The organism is Streptomyces sp. NPDC048106 (assembly GCF_040706415.1).
GTDB lineage: Bacteria > Actinomycetota > Actinomycetes > Streptomycetales > Streptomycetaceae > Streptomyces.
This window is the reverse complement of sequence record NZ_JBEZND010000011.1, coordinates 78113-93878: the sequence shown is the minus strand read 5'-3', so window position 1 is coordinate 93878 and position 15766 is coordinate 78113. Positions and strand designations below refer to the sequence as shown.

The 15766-nt window shown below is 72.7% G+C and carries 17 protein-coding genes and 1 pseudogene; 8 read left to right on the top strand and 10 right to left on the bottom strand.

Translation table 11 applies throughout. From position 1 onward, the window contains the following. Window positions 1-86 precede the first annotated feature (86 nt). Window positions 87-521, top strand: a complete 435-nt coding sequence (locus AB0927_RS14385) for a helix-turn-helix domain-containing protein (RefSeq protein WP_366667878.1) — start codon at window positions 87-89, stop codon at window positions 519-521. Between the two features lie 55 nt (window positions 522-576). On the opposite strand, the gene AB0927_RS14380 is transcribed toward AB0927_RS14385, so the two are convergent. The 8 genes from AB0927_RS14380 to AB0927_RS14345 form a co-directional block, all read right to left on the bottom strand. Continuing rightward, window positions 577-759 carry a rubredoxin gene (locus tag AB0927_RS14380; protein ID WP_366667877.1) on the bottom strand — a complete coding sequence of 61 codons (183 nt, stop codon included), beginning with the start codon at window positions 757-759 and terminating at the stop codon, window positions 577-579. Further along, window positions 756-1643 (bottom strand): alpha/beta hydrolase, encoded by an 888-nt coding sequence (locus tag AB0927_RS14375; protein ID WP_366667876.1) that lies wholly within the window; start codon window positions 1641-1643, stop codon window positions 756-758. The genes AB0927_RS14380 and AB0927_RS14375 overlap by 4 nt, the downstream gene beginning before the upstream one ends. After that, entirely contained in the window at window positions 1640-2743 is a 1104-nt protein-coding gene (locus tag AB0927_RS14370; protein WP_366667875.1) for a fatty acid desaturase, read from the bottom strand. The genes AB0927_RS14375 and AB0927_RS14370 overlap by 4 nt, the downstream gene beginning before the upstream one ends. Before the next feature lie 22 nt (window positions 2744-2765). Further along, window positions 2766-3047 (bottom strand): acyl carrier protein, encoded by a 282-nt coding sequence (locus tag AB0927_RS14365; protein ID WP_366667874.1) that lies wholly within the window; start codon window positions 3045-3047, stop codon window positions 2766-2768. A 36-nt stretch (window positions 3048-3083) separates the two neighbouring features. Continuing rightward, the gene (locus AB0927_RS14360; RefSeq protein ID WP_366667873.1) at window positions 3084-4025 is read right to left on the bottom strand and encodes an acyl-CoA desaturase; all 942 of its coding nucleotides are present in this window, start codon (window positions 4023-4025) and stop codon (window positions 3084-3086) included. 3 nt (window positions 4026-4028) lie between these two features. Further along, entirely contained in the window at window positions 4029-5015 is a 987-nt protein-coding gene (locus AB0927_RS14355) for an acyl-CoA desaturase (protein ID WP_366667872.1), read from the bottom strand. Further along, the gene (locus AB0927_RS14350) at window positions 5012-6778 is read right to left on the bottom strand and encodes a fatty acyl-AMP ligase (protein WP_366667871.1); all 1767 of its coding nucleotides are present in this window, start codon (window positions 6776-6778) and stop codon (window positions 5012-5014) included. The genes AB0927_RS14355 and AB0927_RS14350 overlap by 4 nt, the downstream gene beginning before the upstream one ends. Before the next feature lie 65 nt (window positions 6779-6843). Then, window positions 6844-7638, bottom strand: a complete 795-nt coding sequence (locus tag AB0927_RS14345) for a thioesterase family protein (protein WP_366667870.1) — start codon at window positions 7636-7638, stop codon at window positions 6844-6846. Window positions 7639-8779: 1141 nt separating this feature from the next. On the opposite strand from AB0927_RS14345, the gene AB0927_RS14340 reads away from it, so the two are divergent. Then, window positions 8780-9151 (top strand): hypothetical protein, encoded by a 372-nt coding sequence (locus AB0927_RS14340; RefSeq protein WP_366667869.1) that lies wholly within the window; start codon window positions 8780-8782, stop codon window positions 9149-9151. Continuing rightward, a pseudogene (locus AB0927_RS14335) lies at window positions 9097-9288 on the top strand (hypothetical protein); the annotation flags it as partial. The gene AB0927_RS14340 and the pseudogene AB0927_RS14335, both read left to right, overlap by 55 nt. Window positions 9289-9525: 237 nt before the next feature. On the opposite strand, the gene AB0927_RS14330 reads toward AB0927_RS14335, so the two are convergent. Both AB0927_RS14330 and AB0927_RS14325 read right to left on the bottom strand, forming a co-directional pair. Then, on the bottom strand, window positions 9526-9942 hold the full coding sequence (locus tag AB0927_RS14330) for a glycosyl hydrolase (protein WP_366667868.1): 417 nt from the start codon (window positions 9940-9942) through the stop codon (window positions 9526-9528). Between the two features lie 124 nt (window positions 9943-10066). Continuing rightward, entirely contained in the window at window positions 10067-10825 is a 759-nt protein-coding gene (locus AB0927_RS14325) for a helix-turn-helix domain-containing protein (protein WP_366667867.1), read from the bottom strand. A gap of 262 nt (window positions 10826-11087) precedes the next feature. Between AB0927_RS14325 and AB0927_RS14320 the strand changes: the two genes are divergently transcribed. From AB0927_RS14320 to AB0927_RS14300, 5 genes are all read left to right on the top strand, one after another. Continuing rightward, window positions 11088-11762, top strand: coding sequence for a DUF4097 family beta strand repeat-containing protein (locus AB0927_RS14320; protein WP_366667866.1), 675 nt, complete (start codon window positions 11088-11090; stop codon window positions 11760-11762). Between the two features lie 22 nt (window positions 11763-11784). After that, window positions 11785-13026, top strand: coding sequence for a PP2C family protein-serine/threonine phosphatase (locus AB0927_RS14315; RefSeq protein ID WP_366667865.1), 1242 nt, complete (start codon window positions 11785-11787; stop codon window positions 13024-13026). A 124-nt stretch (window positions 13027-13150) separates the two neighbouring features. Beyond that, window positions 13151-13744, top strand: a complete 594-nt coding sequence (locus AB0927_RS14310) for a DUF4291 domain-containing protein (RefSeq protein WP_366667864.1) — start codon at window positions 13151-13153, stop codon at window positions 13742-13744. Window positions 13745-13792: 48 nt separating this feature from the next. Continuing rightward, window positions 13793-14539: a hypothetical protein gene (locus AB0927_RS14305; RefSeq protein WP_366667863.1), complete on the top strand. Its 747-nt coding sequence runs from the start codon at window positions 13793-13795 to the stop codon at window positions 14537-14539. A gap of 213 nt (window positions 14540-14752) precedes the next feature. After that, the gene (locus AB0927_RS14300) at window positions 14753-15763 is read left to right on the top strand and encodes a DUF2804 domain-containing protein (RefSeq protein WP_366667862.1); all 1011 of its coding nucleotides are present in this window, start codon (window positions 14753-14755) and stop codon (window positions 15761-15763) included. Window positions 15764-15766 lie beyond the last annotated feature (3 nt).

The window sequence follows — 15766 nt, the reverse complement described above, 5'->3', positions numbered from 1 at the left end:
GCAACCGCCCGCAGATCACGCCGGGTTATCCTCGCGGGCAGGAACGCCGGACGCACGCAGGACCGAAAAATTGAGGGGGAGCCGCCATGCCGCCCCGGGAATGCTCCATCACCGACACCCTGAACCTGGTGGGGGAGCGCTGGACCCTCCTCGTCGTGCGTGAACTCAGCCACGGCGTACGGCGCTTCGAGGGGATCGCGCGCAACACCGGGGCGCCGCGCGACATCCTCACCACCCGGCTGCGCAGGCTGGAGGCCACCGGCATCGTCCGCCGCGAGCCCTACAGCGCGCATCCCCCGCGCTACGAGTACCACCTCACCGAGGCGGGCGAGGAACTCGGCGACGTGCTGCTCACCCTCATGGCCTGGGGCGACCGGCATCTGAACGCCGAGGACCCGCCGATGCGTTTCCAGCACGCCTGCGGCCACGGCTTCACGGCCGCCGTCGTCTGCGCGCACTGCGGTCAGCAGGCCCGCGAACAGCTCCACTCGCCCACCGGGCGCGGCGTCGTCACCGGGTGAGGCGAGGGGCCCCGCGCGCGTGCGGTGGCCCCTCGTCCCCGTCCGGCCGGATCCTTCAGAGTTCCTCCATGACGAAGTCGTCCTTGCTCGCCCCGCACGCCGGGCACTCCCAGTCGTCGGGGATGTCCTCCCAGCGGGTGCCGGGGGCGATGCCCTCCTCGGGCAGGCCGAGGGCCTCGTAGTAGACCCAGCCGCACAGCAGGCACATCCAGGCCCGCTTGCCAGGGGTGTCGCTCATACGATTCCTTCGCGGTGCAGGTGCGTGTGCGGGCCGCTTTTGGCGGCCAGGTGCCCGGCGGCGAAGCCGGAGACGAGCAAGGCGGTGTCGCGGGACATGAGGATGCCCATGTGGCCGCCCGTCCGCTCGACGAGGCGGGCGTCTTTCAGGCCGGCCGTCACCGCCTGGGCGTCGCTGTAGGGGACCATGGCGTCGTCCGGGTCGTGCACGACGAGGGTGGGCAGGTCGAGCGAGGCGCCCAGGGCGATGAGGTCCCAGTGGCTGACCGGGACGCCGTTGCGCCGGTGCAGCTCACCGTAGATCCCCTCCACGAGAGCGGGGGTGAGGCGCAGCCCGGCGCCGTCCCAGCGGTCCAGGACGGCGCCGAGCGCGGCCGGCGGGGCGATGAGGACCGCGCACTCGGGCGCGCGGCCGGTGTGCGCGGCGACGGCGCCGATCGCCGCGATCCCGCCGAGGGAGTGCGCCACCACGACCCGCACGTCGCCGAGGGTGTCCAGGACGGCGCCCACGGCCCGCGTGTACTGGGTCATGGTGGCCTGCTCACCCTTGCGGACCCCGTGGGCGGGCCCGTCGAACGCCGCGACCCGCAGCCCCAGCCCGCGCAGCGGCGGCACGAGGGAGTGCATGCTGCTGCTGTTGGACGCCCACCCGTGCACCAGCAGCGCACTGCCCTCGCCCGCGCCCTCGTTCCACGCGAAGCCGTCGGTGACGAGCGCGTCGCCGCGCACCGCGAAGTGGGCCGCGCCCAGCGGGAGGACGTCGTCGGGGCGCAGACCGTAGGTCCGCGTACTGCTGAACACGTCGGTCGCCCACCGCACCGCCCGCCCCGGTGCCACGGCGCCGAGCGCGGTGTGCGCGTAGCGGCGCACCCGCCGGCTGGTCACTGGGCGCCCTCGGCGGCGGCCGGCACCGCGACCTTCGGCTCCACCTTGTTGCGCGCCAGGTCCGCGTAGAAGCCGGACTCGGTGTCGTAGAAGTGGAGATGACGCACGATGCCCCACATCTGCCCGAAGGAGAACCGGCGCTCGCGCACCATGCCCGGATAGCGGGCCTTGAGCGTCTCCTGCGCCTTGGGCAGGTTGTAGTACGGGATGACCGGCGCCACGTGGTGCGCGGTGTGGATCGAGATGTTGTGCGTGAGGAACAGCAGCCACCGCGGGTAGACGTAGTCGGTGGTCACCAGCAGCCGGCTGGCGTTGCGCGTCCAGTACTCGGCCGTCAGGTACGGGATGTCGCTGGCACTGTGGTGCATGAGCGTGGTGGCGCTGAACCAGGCGTGCGTGGCCAGCCACGGCGCCACGAAGTAGACCAGCAGCCCGGTGAAGCCGGTGAAGTACACCAGCGCGGCGGCGTACGGCACGCCCACCACGGCGACGAACAGCATCGAGCGCCGCACCTCGCGCCGCTGGCTGGCCTTGGGGAAGAACCCCGGGCGCAGCGCCGACTCCGCCCAGTAGTTGATGGTGCCGCCCCAGAACGCCCAGGTACGGGTGGAGACGTAGACCGTCTTGTCCCACAGGGACATCCGCTCGAACATGCCGGCCGGCACCGGACGCCAGTCGGTGTCGAACTCCAGGTGGTTGGTGCTGCTGTGATGCATGTTGTGCACGTGCCGCCAGGCGTGGAACGGGTAGATCAGCGGCAGCAGCGAGACGTGCCCGATCGCGTAGTTGAACTTACGCGAACGCGAGAAGGAGCCGTGCCCGCAGTCGTGCGCGATGCAGTGCAGACCCCACCCGCCCAGGCCCGCCACGATCCACAGCGGGATCCACAGCAGCCGGCTCGGCGAGAACGCCACGCCCACCAGCGCCCCCGCGTACAGCGCCCAGCTGACCACGAAGCCGAGCAGGCCCCGCCCCACGCGCGGCTCGAAGTACTCCTTGGGTATCGCCCCGGCCAGGCGTTCCCCCTCCAGCTGCTCCGCCTGGCGCAGAAAGGCCCGGAAGCTCTCCTGCGGCGCCGAGGGGAAGTCGAATGCACCCATGTCGTAAGTCTCCTTCCAGGCGCTAGAGCTTGAGTTCGGCGGTGAGGTACTCGGTGAGGGCGTCGATGGACTGGTACTCGTAGAGCAGGCCGGGCGACAGGCGGCGTTCGATGACCTTCTCCAGGGCGCCGGAGACCTGCACGGCCACCCGCGAGTCCAGGCCGTAGGCCTCGAAGGTCTTGGCGGTGTCGATGTCCTCGCGCGGGATCTCGACGTGGACGACCAGGTAGTCGACGAGCCACTGGCGCAGGGCCTGCTCGGTCAGCGGTCCCTGGGGACGCTGGATCTTCTTGCGGTTGAACATGGGTGTGCCCTTCCTCGTCCTTCGCGCGGCCCCGTGTCAGGCCGCGCTCTTCGCTTCCTGTCTGCGCTGGGCGATGGCCGCCTTGTCGGGCTCGCGCAGGCTCCACACCACGCGGAGCTTGCCGAGCCCCATCAGCAGCCAGCCGCTGAGGTCGGGCTCCCACCAGGTGACGCCGTGCCGGAAGGACCCGGGGAAGGCGTGGTGGTTGTTCTGCAGCCCCTCACCGAAGGTGAACACCGCGACCGGCCAGTTGTTGGCGCTGTGGTCGTCGTTGTCGAAGGGACGCCCGCCGAAGGCGTGGCAGACGGAACCCACGCACCACGCCGCCTGGTTGGCGACGAAGATACGGGCCAGCCCGCCGAAGACCAGACCGCCCAGCAGCGACATCGCACTGTGCACGACCGCGAAGTCGACGACGGCCGGCAGCGCCAGCCCCAGCAGCACCCACTGCGGGTAGGTCCGGTTGAAGAACATCAGCCGCCTGCTGCGCAGCACGTCCGGGCCGAAGACGGTGACCTTGCTGGCCTCCGGGCTCAGCATCCACGGCATGTGCGCGTACCACAGGCCCCGCATGCGGGCCCGCAGCGCCCAGCCGTGCAGGTTGGGGGAGTGCGGATCGCCCTCCTGGTCGCTGAAGCGGTGGTGGCGGCGGTGCGTGATGACCCAGAACATCAGCGGGCCCTGCGCGCCCATCGACCCGGCGATCATCATGACCGCCTCGAAGGCGGGCGACGTCTTGAACGCCTTGTGGGCGAGGTAACGGTGGAACCCCACCGTGATGCCGAACATGTGCACGAAGTACATGGCGGCGAACAGCCACAGATCGGTCGCGGTGTACCGCCCTGTCCACAGCAGGTACCCGGCGGCCGCGGTTCCGATCAGCGGCAGGGTCATGGTGGTCAGGGCGGAGAACCGCTTGATCCGCAGACTGACGGGATCAAGCCTGACGACGGCGTTCGCGGCCGCGGTCGCGGACATCGTTCAACTCCCTTCCTTCGGGTCTTCCAGGTCCGGTGTGCGCGGGGAGGCCCCGGGCACGGCGTGCCGGGGGCCGGCGCGGTCCGGGTAGCGCGCGTTGTGGACGAGCCCGAGCGCGTCCAGTGCCCGGATGACCGCCCCCGTCGGGTCGATCTGCAGCAGGTTGTGCCGGTTGTGGGCCAGCGAGGGCCGCGCGTGGTGGTTGTTGTGCCAGGAGCCGCCCACCGAGATCGCGGCCAGCGGCGCGACGTTGCGGCTGGTGTCCCGCGTGCGGTAGGGCCGGCTGCCGACCGTGTGGCCGATCGAGTTCACGGCCCAGGTGACGTGGTCGAGGAGGAAGATCCGGGCCAGCCCGCCCCACAGCAGCCCGCCCGCCGCGCCGCGCGCCGTCCCCCCGGACAGCGCCCACCCCGCCAGCGCGGGCAGCGCCAGACCGGCCAGCACCCACCCGAAGTAGTACTGGTTCAGGCGCATGACGAGGCGGTCGCGGACCATGTCCGGGGCGCGCCGGGCCCAGTCCTGGCGCTGCACGGTGAACAGCCAGCCCACGTGCCCGTGCCAGAACCCGCGCAGCCGCCCGGTGAGGCCCGGCCCCAGCGCGCGCGGCGAGTGCGGGTCCCCGTCCCGGTCGGTGAAGGCGTGGTGCTGGCGGTGGATGGCCACCCAGAACACCACCGGCCCCTGCGCCGCCATGCTCCCCGCGATCCCCCACAGCGTGGTGACGACCGGTCCGGCCGCGAACGAGCGGTGCGAGAAGAACCGGTGGAAGCCGCCCTCCACGCCCAGCGACGTGAGCGCGTACATCACCGCCAGCAGCAGCCCGTCCGTCCACGTGAACCCGTAGCGCACCGCGAAGACGACTGCGGCCGCCGTCCCCAGCGTGGGCACGCCCACGGTGACCCAGGCGAGCCGGCGCGCCCCGTGGTCCGCTCCGGCGGCGGCCGGCGAGCGCGGCAGCGCCTCGCCCACCCCGGTCTCGGCGCTGCTCATGACACGCCCGCCGGGGCGGCGGCGGGGAACGCCTTGAGCGTCCCCTCCAGGTACGCCTTGCGGGTGTCGCGCCGGCGGACCTTGCCGCTGGTGGTCATCAGGACCGTCCCGGGCGGCCCGATGTGCACCCGGCCGGGCCGCACCCCGTGGTCCTCGGTCACCGCCGCCCTCACCCGCTGGAGGATCTCCTTCTCCCGCTCGCCGAACTCGGCCGCGGTGCCGCGGAATTCGGCGACCAGGACGACCTCCTCCTCGTCGCGGGCCTCGCTGCGCACGGCGAACGCGGCGATGCGGCGCAGGTCCTGGTGGGCGCGCAGCACCGAGTGCTCGATGTCCTGGGGGTGCAGGTTGCGGCCGCTGACGACGATGAGGTCCTTGAGCCGTCCGGTGACGAAGAGTTCCCCGTCGAGGAAGAACCCGAGGTCCCCGGTCCGCAGGTAGGCGCTCGCGCCGCTGTGGCCGCCCGCGGGGCGGGCGCCGAAGGTGCTCGCGGACAGCTCGGGGCGGCCCAGGTAGCCGGCGGCCACGTTGGCGCCGCTGACCCAGATCTCCCCGATCTCCCCCTCGGCGAGCGGGGCGAGGCTGTCCGGGCCGACGATGAGCACCTCGTGGTTCTCGGCGATCACCCCGCAGCTGACCACGGCCACCGCGTCCGCGCCGCCCGGGTGCGGGGCGCGGCGCGCCCGGCCGTGTTCGAGCGCGTCCTTGTCCAGCCATTCGGTGCGGATGCGGTCGTCGGCCTCGGGTTTGCCGGAGACGAACAAGGTGGCCTCGGCCAGCCCGAAGCAGGGGATGAAACTGCCCGCGTCGAACCCGACCGGCGCGAAACGCTCCCGGAACCGCTCCATGGTGTTGCCGGAGACGGGCTCGCTGCCGCAGAACACCTGCCGCAGCGTGCTCAGGTCGAGCGTGGCCACCTCCTCGTCGCCGATGCTCTGCGCGCACAGGTCGAACGCGAAGTTCGGGCCGACCGAGATGGTCACCTTGTGGTCGGTGATCGCCTTCAGCCACCGGTAGGGGTCCTGCACGAAGTGGATCGGCGACAGCATCACCAGCGGCCAGCCGCCGTGCACGGCGAGCATGATGGTGCCCATCAGCCCCATGTCGTGGTACGGCGGCAGCCACGAGCAGCCGATGCGGTCCTCCTCGTAGCCCATGTGGGCGTCCAGGACCCGGCAGTTGCTCAGCAGGTTCTCATGGGTCAGGACGATGCCCTTGGGATCGCCGGTGGAGCCGGAGCTGTACTGGATCAGTGCCGGCTCCACCGCCCGCAGCGGCACCCCGGCGCCGTCGGGCCGCTGGTAGAAGTCCGGCTCGGGGAAGATCCACTGCGGCCGTCCGGCGCCGGCGGGCAACTGCTCGTGGAACTGCTCGACCTGCCCGGCGAAGCGGGGGTCGGTGAGCACGGCGCGCGGCGCGCAGTCCGCCAGGACGGACAGGAAACGCGCGGTGGCGCGCCGCCCGAACGGCGGGAAGCAGGGCACGGCGGTGCAGCCGGCCTGCATGATGCCGAACAGCCCGGCGACGTAGTCGAGTCCGGGGTCCAGGGCCAGCACGATTCTGCCGCCGTCGAGGCCGCGCCCGTGCAGGCGGGCGGCGACCGCGTCGGCGCGGTCGGCGAGTTCGCGGTAGGTCCAGTCGATCAGGTGGTCGCTGGTCCCGTCGGGCAGGAACCGGAACGCGAGCCGGTCGGGCGTCTCCTGGGCGCGGTGCCGCAGGACGTGCACCAGCGAGGATCCGGCGGACGGTGGCAACGGTCTCACGGGATACGGCCTTTCGTGTCGGTCTGCGTGTGGGACGCGTGCGTGTTCTCCGGGGGACGGCGGGGTCAGACGGCGCGGACCACCCGCAGCTGGTGGGCGCTGCCCAGGTGGGTCCCGTCCGCTCCCCAGGCGTCGATCTGCTCGTCGACCCAGCCGTCGGGGCCGGCGGCGCGCGTGGTGGCCCGCAGCAGGATCCAGCGGGAGGAGGCGCCGGCCAGCCCCGGGCCCGGACGCACGGTCAGCTCGACGGTGGGCACGACGGCGAGCGTGGACAGGACGGCCGCGTACGAGGGGGCGAGCGCGTCCATCAGCAGGACCAGACGCAGCACGTCCGGGGCCTCGTCGTCCTCCACCAGCCGCACCCAGGCGATCAGTTCGGGCACCGGGCCGCCCGCGTAGGGGCGGGCCGGGCCGACGGGGCGGATCTCCATGCTGGTGGCGATGGGCACGAACTCCGGCGGGATGGCGAACACTTCGCACTCCTCGGGCCGCGGCGCGGCCGGCGGCGGGGGAGTGACGGCCTGCCAGGCGTCCTCGCCGCGGCGGGCGAACACCGCGGACGCCTCGATCGCCGTCCCCTTCTCGCCCTGCGCCGCAGCGCGGACCACGGTCAGGGTCCGTCCGGCGCGCACCAGGGAGCTGTCCACGCCGAAGCCGGGGTCGACGGGCCGGTCGAACCGGCCCGTGACACTCTGCAGTTCGAGTCCGGGCGCGTGTTCCCGCATCGCGGAGGTGAGCAGGGCGAGGGCGAGCCCGCCGTGGAATCCGCCGAACCCGCGCAGGTGGGCTTGTGCCGGGAGCCATCCGCTCACCGGTTTTCTCAGGAGGGCTCCCGGGGTGGCCCCGTCAGTGTTCAGCATGCGAAGACAGCATCCAGTTCGGGTGTGGGGGTCGAAGAGGGGTCGTCGCGTGAGCGCCGCGGTGCTGCCACGGGTGTCACGCGGGGGCGCCTGCCCCGGACGGGCCGGACGCGGGCCCGCCCGGCAGGCGGGGTCAGCCGGAGGACCCGGCGGGGCCGGGCACGGGCACGGACAGCGTGCCGCAGCCGCCCCCGAAGGACAGCGGACGGCCCGACGCGTCGATCGGCTCTGCCAGGATTGTGGTGGGACTCACTCTCACTCCGGATATTCGACGGCAGCCGGGCATGCGGTGCGTGCGGTACGGGGGTGCGTCCTTGCGGGCGGTACAGGGCGAGTTCGGAAATTGCCGGTGGTGCGCGGTACATCAGCGTGTCCGAGGCAGGTGATCCGGCCGGACGCGCGGTTCGCGGTGCAATGGTGCAGAGCCCGAACTCAAGAGGGCTCTCTGTACTCGTGTACACGGCCGAGTTGGAATGTCCAACTCGATTGCGGAGCGACAATAACAATCTTCATCGCCCCCGGCAATCCCTGTGATCAGCGGATACGCAAGAGCTACGCGCCGGTAAGGTCGCGTCCGCCGGGAATGTGTGGCGACGGCACACAGCCGGTCGGCGGGAACCCGAACACCCAAACGGAATACGGCAGTCCGGCGCTGTGGAAGCAACGACACCGTTGTCGGCGGCCCGGCCCGGGATTACCGGCGCGGCGCCCGCCGTGCCTTTATGTATCGAACGAAGGAAGCGGTTGTGAATCCCCGTCCGTCCATACATCGAACGCGCCGCGCGAAACCGGGAATTCACCGCCGCGCCCCCTGAAAGAACTGACGAATAGTCAGATCCGGTGATCCGGGGCGGCCGTCGGGTACCGCCGGGCGGCATGCCGGGACGGCATCCGGCCCGGGCAGCGCCGGCCATCCGGCGGGGCCCGCCCTGGGACGACGTCGGCCCCCGGCCCGCGTCCCGGCCGCACCCGCGCCCCGGCCATGGCCGGGGACATGCTTACGGCGTACGCAATGGTTCGCCCCTGCGCGCCCGCGCGTATCGTCTGCCGCCACGCCGCCGCCACGCCGCCGCCACGCCGCCGCCACGCCGCCGCCACGCCGCCTCCACGGGGGAAGCGGTGGCGCGCAGGAGAACCGCCGATGGCGGGGCGTCCGGAAGACCCGCTGGACCCGAGTGCCGGGCCCGTCGAGCGGTTCGCATCCGAGTCGTGCGCCCTGCGGGCGCGGGCGGGAAGCCCGACCTGCCGGACGGTGGCGCGGCGCACGGGGCAGGGGGCGAGCGCCCTGTCACAGGCGGCCGGCGGCGAGCGCCTGCCCACCCTGCCCGTCGTCCTCGCCCGCGTCCGGGCCTGCGGCGCCGGCCCCGGCCCGTGGACGCGGCGCCGGCACGAGGCGGCAGCCCGCAGCGCCGCCCGGCCCCGCCCCGGACACGAGGACGCCGAGCCCCCTGCCGGGGCCTGGCCCGCTTCGAACCCGGAGACAGCGACCTGTTCTTCGGCCGCGACGAGCTGACCGAGCGCCTGTTTCGGCACGCCGCGGCACACCGTCGCACCGCGGTGTTCGGCACGTCGGGCAGCGGCAAGTCCTCCCTGCCGCGCGCCGGCCCGATCCCCCGCCTGCGCGGCCCGCACCCGCCGGGGCCGCGCCCGGCCGCGGCGCGGGTCCTCACCCCCGGCGAGCACCCGCACCGCACCCACGCGGCGCGCCTGGAACCGGCCGCCGGGGACGGCGACACCTGGCCGAGACCGCCCGGCGCATCCTGCTGCGGCTCGTCACCCCCGCGAAGGACGGTGACCGCCCCGCTGCGGCCGGCGGGGGTGACGAGCCCCAGGGTGAGGAGGCGGGCCACCGCAGGCGGCGGCCCGCCGCCAGGCGCCCGCGCCCGCTCAGTACCAGCCGGTGCAGGTGATCGACGTGTTGTAGCCGGAGTCGCCGCAGGCACGCATCACCTTGCCGTTGCTGTCGCGCCACGCCTCGGTCCAGACGCTGCCCCCGCTGCTGATCTCCCGCCAGCCCAGCTGGGGCTCCCAGGTGCGGCCGCCGTCGCTGCTGCGGTCCACCCAGACGTGCATGCCCGGCGCGCCGCCGACGATGCGGCCCCAGGCGCAGGTGCCGTCGCCCGAGCCGTTCACCCGCAGCTCGAAGCCCTGCCCCTTGCCCCCGAACGCGGTCCGCACCGTCCTGCCGTTGTCGTTGTTGCAGCCGTCGGCGGCCTGCGCGGCCGGGGCGCCGGCCAGCGTCAGCAGGCCGCCCAGCACCGCCGCGGCCGAGAGCGCGGCCGCCGTCTTCTTCGTCGTACGCATCGTTCGTTCTCCTCGTCTGCGGCGCGAGGCCGCCGTAACAGGTGATCGAAGTCTGCGCACCACGGGTGCCGGTGCCCACCTCGCACAACACAGGTTGACGACCGGGAGGACGAAGAGGCGGGTCTCACCCCGGGTCCGCCGCGGCGGCGGGCCGCCCGTCGTCCGGGGCCGGTCCGGTGCGGGTGTAGAGGACCTCGCGGCCCTGCTCGGCGGCGCGGACGAGCCCTTCGCTGACGAAGTCGAGGAAGCGGGCGGCGTTCTCCAGGCGGGTGGCGGCGGGGGTGCCCCGGCCGAGGACGCCGACGCCCTGCCGCGCGGTCTCGATGAACCGGTCGTTGGCCCGGGCGCTGCGGATCATCGACTGGTACCAGAGGTCGTCGTCGACGACGTAGCGCTCGCGGCGGCGTTCGTCGCGTTCGCGGCGGACGAGGTCCAGGCCCTCCAGGAACGTGATCGCTTTGGAGACGGACGCCGGGCTGACCTGGAGGCGCCGGGCGAGGTCGGAGGCGGTCAGGCTGCCGGTGTCGGTGGTGTAGAGGCAGCCCAGGACCCGGGCCATCATCCGGGGCAGGCCCGAGGTCATCAGGACGGTGGTGAGGGCCTCCTGGTAGTCGCGCACCGCCTCGGCGTCGCGTCCGTAGGGCTGCGCGGGCGCCTGCGGCCCCTGCGGCGGGGCCTGCGTGCGCCGGCGGGTGCGCTGCTGGGTGGCGCGGTGCGCCAGGTCGGCGCGGTAACCGGCGGGGCCGCCGTTGCGTGTCACCTCACGGGTGACGGTGGAGGTCGGACGGCCCAGACGGCGGGCGATCTCGGCGTAGGCCAGGCCGTCGGCCAGCCCCGCCGCGATCTGCCGGCGCTCCTGCTGGGTGAGCCTGCCTCCCGGCATCACGACCCCCTTTCGTGCCACGGGCGCCCCAGGGCGCCGCTCGGTGTCTCCCCGACGCCTCCACCATAGCGTTCACCTTCACTGCATTGCAACGAACGGCTGTTCTGTCATTGCGTTAAGCGGGAGGGCGTTGCACTGATTATCGCCCGTCCACCTGCTGAAATGCCGCTCGCATGCAAAGAACTTGTTGCCGGGGTATGGAAAGCAACGTAGCGTTTCCGTCATCAGGAAACAGCGAGTCGTCAACGCGGAAGAGAGCATCATGATGCAGAAGAAGTTCGACACCCCCGCCCCGATCTCCGCCGTCCTGGACCTCCCGGCCGGACGCGTCCAGTTCATCGCCGCCGACCGCACCGACACCGTGGTCGAGATCCTGCCCGCGAACGCCTCGAAGAGCCGCGACGTGAAGGCGGCGGAGCAGACCACCGCCGAATACGCCGACGGCGTCCTGCGCATCCGCACCGACGCCCCCAAGAACCAGCTCTTCGGGCCCTCCGGAGCGCTGGACGTCACGGTGAAACTCCCCGCCGGCTCCCGCGTCGAGGCCAGGACCGCCGCCTGCGAACTGCGCGGCGTCGGCCGCCTCGGCGACGTCACCTTCGACGGCGCCTACCACCACATCAAGATCGACGAAGCCGCGAGCCTGCACCTGACCGCGGTCGACGGCGACGTGGAGGTCGGCCGGCTGGACGGCCCGGCGCGGATCAGCACCACCCGGGGCGACATCCGGATCGCCGAAGCCGTCCGCGGCACCCTCACCCTGGCCACCCAGTCCGGCGACATCTCGGTGACCGCCGCCGCCGGTGTCTCCGCCGCCCTGGACGCCGGCACCACCCACGGCCGCATCAGCAACGCCCTCACCCGCACCGGCACCACCGACCTCGACATCCACGCCACCACCTCCCACGGCGACATCACCGCCCGCAGCCTCGCCTGACGTGAGAGAGGACCGGATCGGTGTGAGACTGAGCACGGAAGGGGTGATCACCGTGTCGGACCCACCGCACGTGTCCTGCGGTCCCGACACGGCCATCGACGAGAAGCGGCTGGAAGAGCTGATCGTCGAGGCACAGACCGCCCTGCCGATCGAACTGCCCGCCCTGGTGAACCGGTGCGCCTGGGCCCTCGGCCTGGACACCGCGTTGATCTACCTCGTCGACCTCCAGCAACGGCTCCTCATCCCCCTCGCCGAGACCCTGGAACCGCTGCCGGTGGACCACTCGCCGGCCGGCTGGGCATACCGCACGATCTCCCCGCGGGTGGCCACCGCCGACGACGACCCGGTCATCTGGATGCCACTGGTCGACGGCTCGGAACGGCTGGGCGTACTGGCGGTGCGCGCCGCCTCGCTCGACGAGACGGCCCGGATGCGCCGCAGCCGCATGCTGGCCCATCTGCTCGCCATGCTGATCACCTCCAAGCGGGCCTACAGCGACTGGCTCGCCGCCCGCACCCGCGTCTCGGCCATGGGCCTGCCCGCCGAGATGCTGCGGGCCTTCCTGCCACCCCGCACCGTCGGCAGCGCCAAGTGCGTCTCGACCGCGGTCCTGGAACCGGCGTACGACATCGCCGGCGACGCCTTCGACCACTCGGTGGTCAAGAACGTGCTGCACACCATGATCCTCGACTCCATGGGCCACGATCTGACCGCCGGCCTGACCACATCGGTCGCCATGGCGGCGGCCCGCAACGCCCGCCGCAGCGGCGGCGACCTGATCGACGTCGTCGCTTCCGTCGACCGGGCGCTCGCCCAGTGGCTGCCCGACCATTTCTGCACCGGCGTGCTGTGCCGGCTCGACGCCGAGACCGGAGTGCTGCGCTGGGTCAACTGCGGCCACCCCCCACCGCTGCTGATCCGCGCCGAGCGGGTCCTCGCCGGGGCGCTGGACAGCCCCCCGCAACCGCCGATCGGCCTGGCCGGCCCCCTCGCCCCGGCAACCCGGCAGGTCCACGAGACGACCCTGCAACCGGGCGACTGCGTCCTGCTCTACACCGACGGTGTCGTGGAGGCCCGCGACGCGGACGGCGCGGAGTTCGGCCTCGACCGGTTCACCGACTTCATCATCCGCTCCTCCGCCGCCGGACAGCGCCCGGCCGAGGTACTGCGGCTCCTCATCCACGCCATCCTCGACTACCAGCGCAACCAACTGCGGGACGACGCCACCATCCTGCTCTTCGAATGGCGCCCCCAGCACCAGTGACACCGCACCACGACCGAACGACGGCCGCCGGCGGCGCAGGACCCGCACAGCACCCCGCCCACGCGGCGCCCACCAAACGGAAATCCGGTGGCGCACACGAAACCGGGTGCCCACGCTGGTCCCCGTGACAGAACCCACCCACCGGATCCGAGCCCGGCACACCGACTCCACCCTCACCGTCTACCAGGCCTACACCCCGCGGATCGGCCTGCCCGCCGCCCGGGAGGGCCGCTTCCCGGCGGCGTGGCAGCGAGACCGGATGACCTGGATCAAACCGTCGTTCCTGTGGATGATGTACCGCTGCGGGTGGGGCACCAAAGAAGGACAGGAGACCGTCCTCGCCGTCGAGATCTCCCGCGACGGCTTCCAGTGGGCACTCGAACACGCCTGCCTGTCCCACTACGAACCCGGGCTCCACACCGACCGCGCCACGTGGAAGCGCCAGTTGAAGCGATCCCCGGCCCGGGTGCAATGGGACCCCGAACGCGACCTGCGCCTCCAGCCGCTCGCCCACCGCTCGCTCCAGCTCGGCCTCACCGGCGAAGCCGCACGCCGCTACGCCGACGAATGGACCCTCTCCATCACCGACGTCACCCCGCTCGCCCGCACCATCCACACGCACGTACAAAACGGAGACCTCGACGCCGCACGGCGACTGCTGCCCCGCGAAGACCCCTACCCCGTCACCGAAGGACTCCTGGCACACCTGCGCCGATGAGCCGGTCCGGACAGCACGCCCCCGCGAGGGAACGAACACGGAAAGACCATGACGAGCGCCCACGACCCCCGCACCGCGGCCGCCGGCCCCCACCCGCTCATGACACGCGCCCTCACCCGGGAATCCGCACGCGCCCGGCACCTCCTGGCCGCCGGACAGTGGCACCCCGCCCCACCGGACACCGAGGCCGCGACAGCCGTCCTCACCCGCCTCACCGCCCCGCCGCCCGCCCAACGGACCACAAGCGCACAGACCGTGGCCACCCACCGGGACCGGCGACTCCAGCGCATCCTGCGCACCACCCTGCACCACCTGGACGCCGGAGCCGTCAGCCCGCCCGCCACCGCACTCCTGGCCGCCGTCGCCCGCGCCCTCCTGCCCTGGCACACCCACCCCAACCGGCCGGCCGCCGCGGCGGCACCCGCCTACGGCACCCCACCAAAGGCCCCGGACGGCACCTCCACGCCCCCGACCGAGGCCGGCGAGGCCCTGCTCCCCGGCCTGACCGCGCTCTTCACCACCCTGGCCGCCTCCCCGCCCACGACCGCCCCGCTCACGCCCCCGGCCGAGCCCTGGCACGCCCTGTACACGGGCCGGCTGCGCCGCCACAGCAGGCCCGCCCCGGGGGTATGGGCGGCCGAGACCGTCGCCTGCTCGCGGTGCGCGAGCACCGCCGGCCCCTGGACCGTGACCTGCGACTGGCACCGGAGCACGCTGGGCTGCCCGTGCGGGACGGCCACCCGCGACCACGGCCTCGCCTTCTTTGAGGTCTGGCTGCTGCTGCCGGACACCTGACAGAACGCCACCGCCCGCCCGGGCCGGCATCCAGCGGCGTACGACGCGCCGGCCGGCACCGTGCTCCAGGACCCCGCGCGAGCGGCCAACACCCCCCGGCCGTACCGCTCGTGGACAAAGCCACCCGAGACCGTCGCACGAGGTTTGTGCCCCGGCGGATCCCCGCCGGCAGGCTGTTGACCGGCGACGACGCCCCTGGGCAGACTACGCGCCATGCCCACCCCCCAGCGCCTGGTCGAGGACGGCATCCGCCACTGGGGCCGCCTGCCGGACCGGCCCGCTGCCGCCAACCCCCTCGACGCGTACACCGGCCTCACCCGCCGCCTGAAGAGCCTGCGCCTGAAGGAATGGGTCGGCTTCACGCTGCTGCACCCCGACTGGTACTCCTCCCTGATCATCCAGGACGCGCACTACCTCGCCAGCTCCGAGATCTACGCCTACGACCGGACGGCCGGCGCCCTCCACCAGCACGCGGCCAACGCGCCCGGCGGCAGCCCCGCCCTCCCCGCCCGGCTCCTCGACAGCGCCTGCCGCTTCGAACGCGACGGCTACCGCATCGCCTTCTCCTTCTCCCGCGCCTTCGCGCGGCACCGGATCGAACTCGACATCGCCGCGACCTTGAAGGCCCCCGCCGTCCGCGGTGAACTCGAACTCGACGCCGCGGCGGCCACCCCCGCCCTCTCGGTCAGCTCCCGGCTGCCGGGCGGCAGCATGTACACCCACAAGGCCGCCTTCCCCGCCTTGGGCGTACTGCGCGTCGGGGACGCCGAGATCACCTTCGACCCCACCCGCGACCTGGCGGTACTCGACGAACACCGCTCACTGCTGCCGTACCGGACCAACTGGCTCTGGGGCACCTTCGCCACCTTGACGGACGCCGGCGAGGTCGTCGGGGCCAACTTCGCGGCGCGGCCCGAACTGCCCGGCGAACCGGAGGAATCCTGCCTGTGGACCCCGGGCAGGTGCGAGCCCCTCGGCGACGTGGTCTTCGAGCCCGCCTCCGCCGACCCGTCGGCCACCTGGCACATCGCCTCCCGGGACGGCCGCGTCGACGTCGTCTTCGAACCGGAAGGCCGCAAACGGGTGAAGCACAACCTCGGCCTCTTCGCGATCGACTACTTCCAGCTCTTCGGGCACTACCGCGGCGTCCTCCGCGGCGCCGAGGGCGACTTCGAGATCAAGAACGTCCACGGCGTCTGCGAAAGCATGAAGGCCCGCCTCTGACGC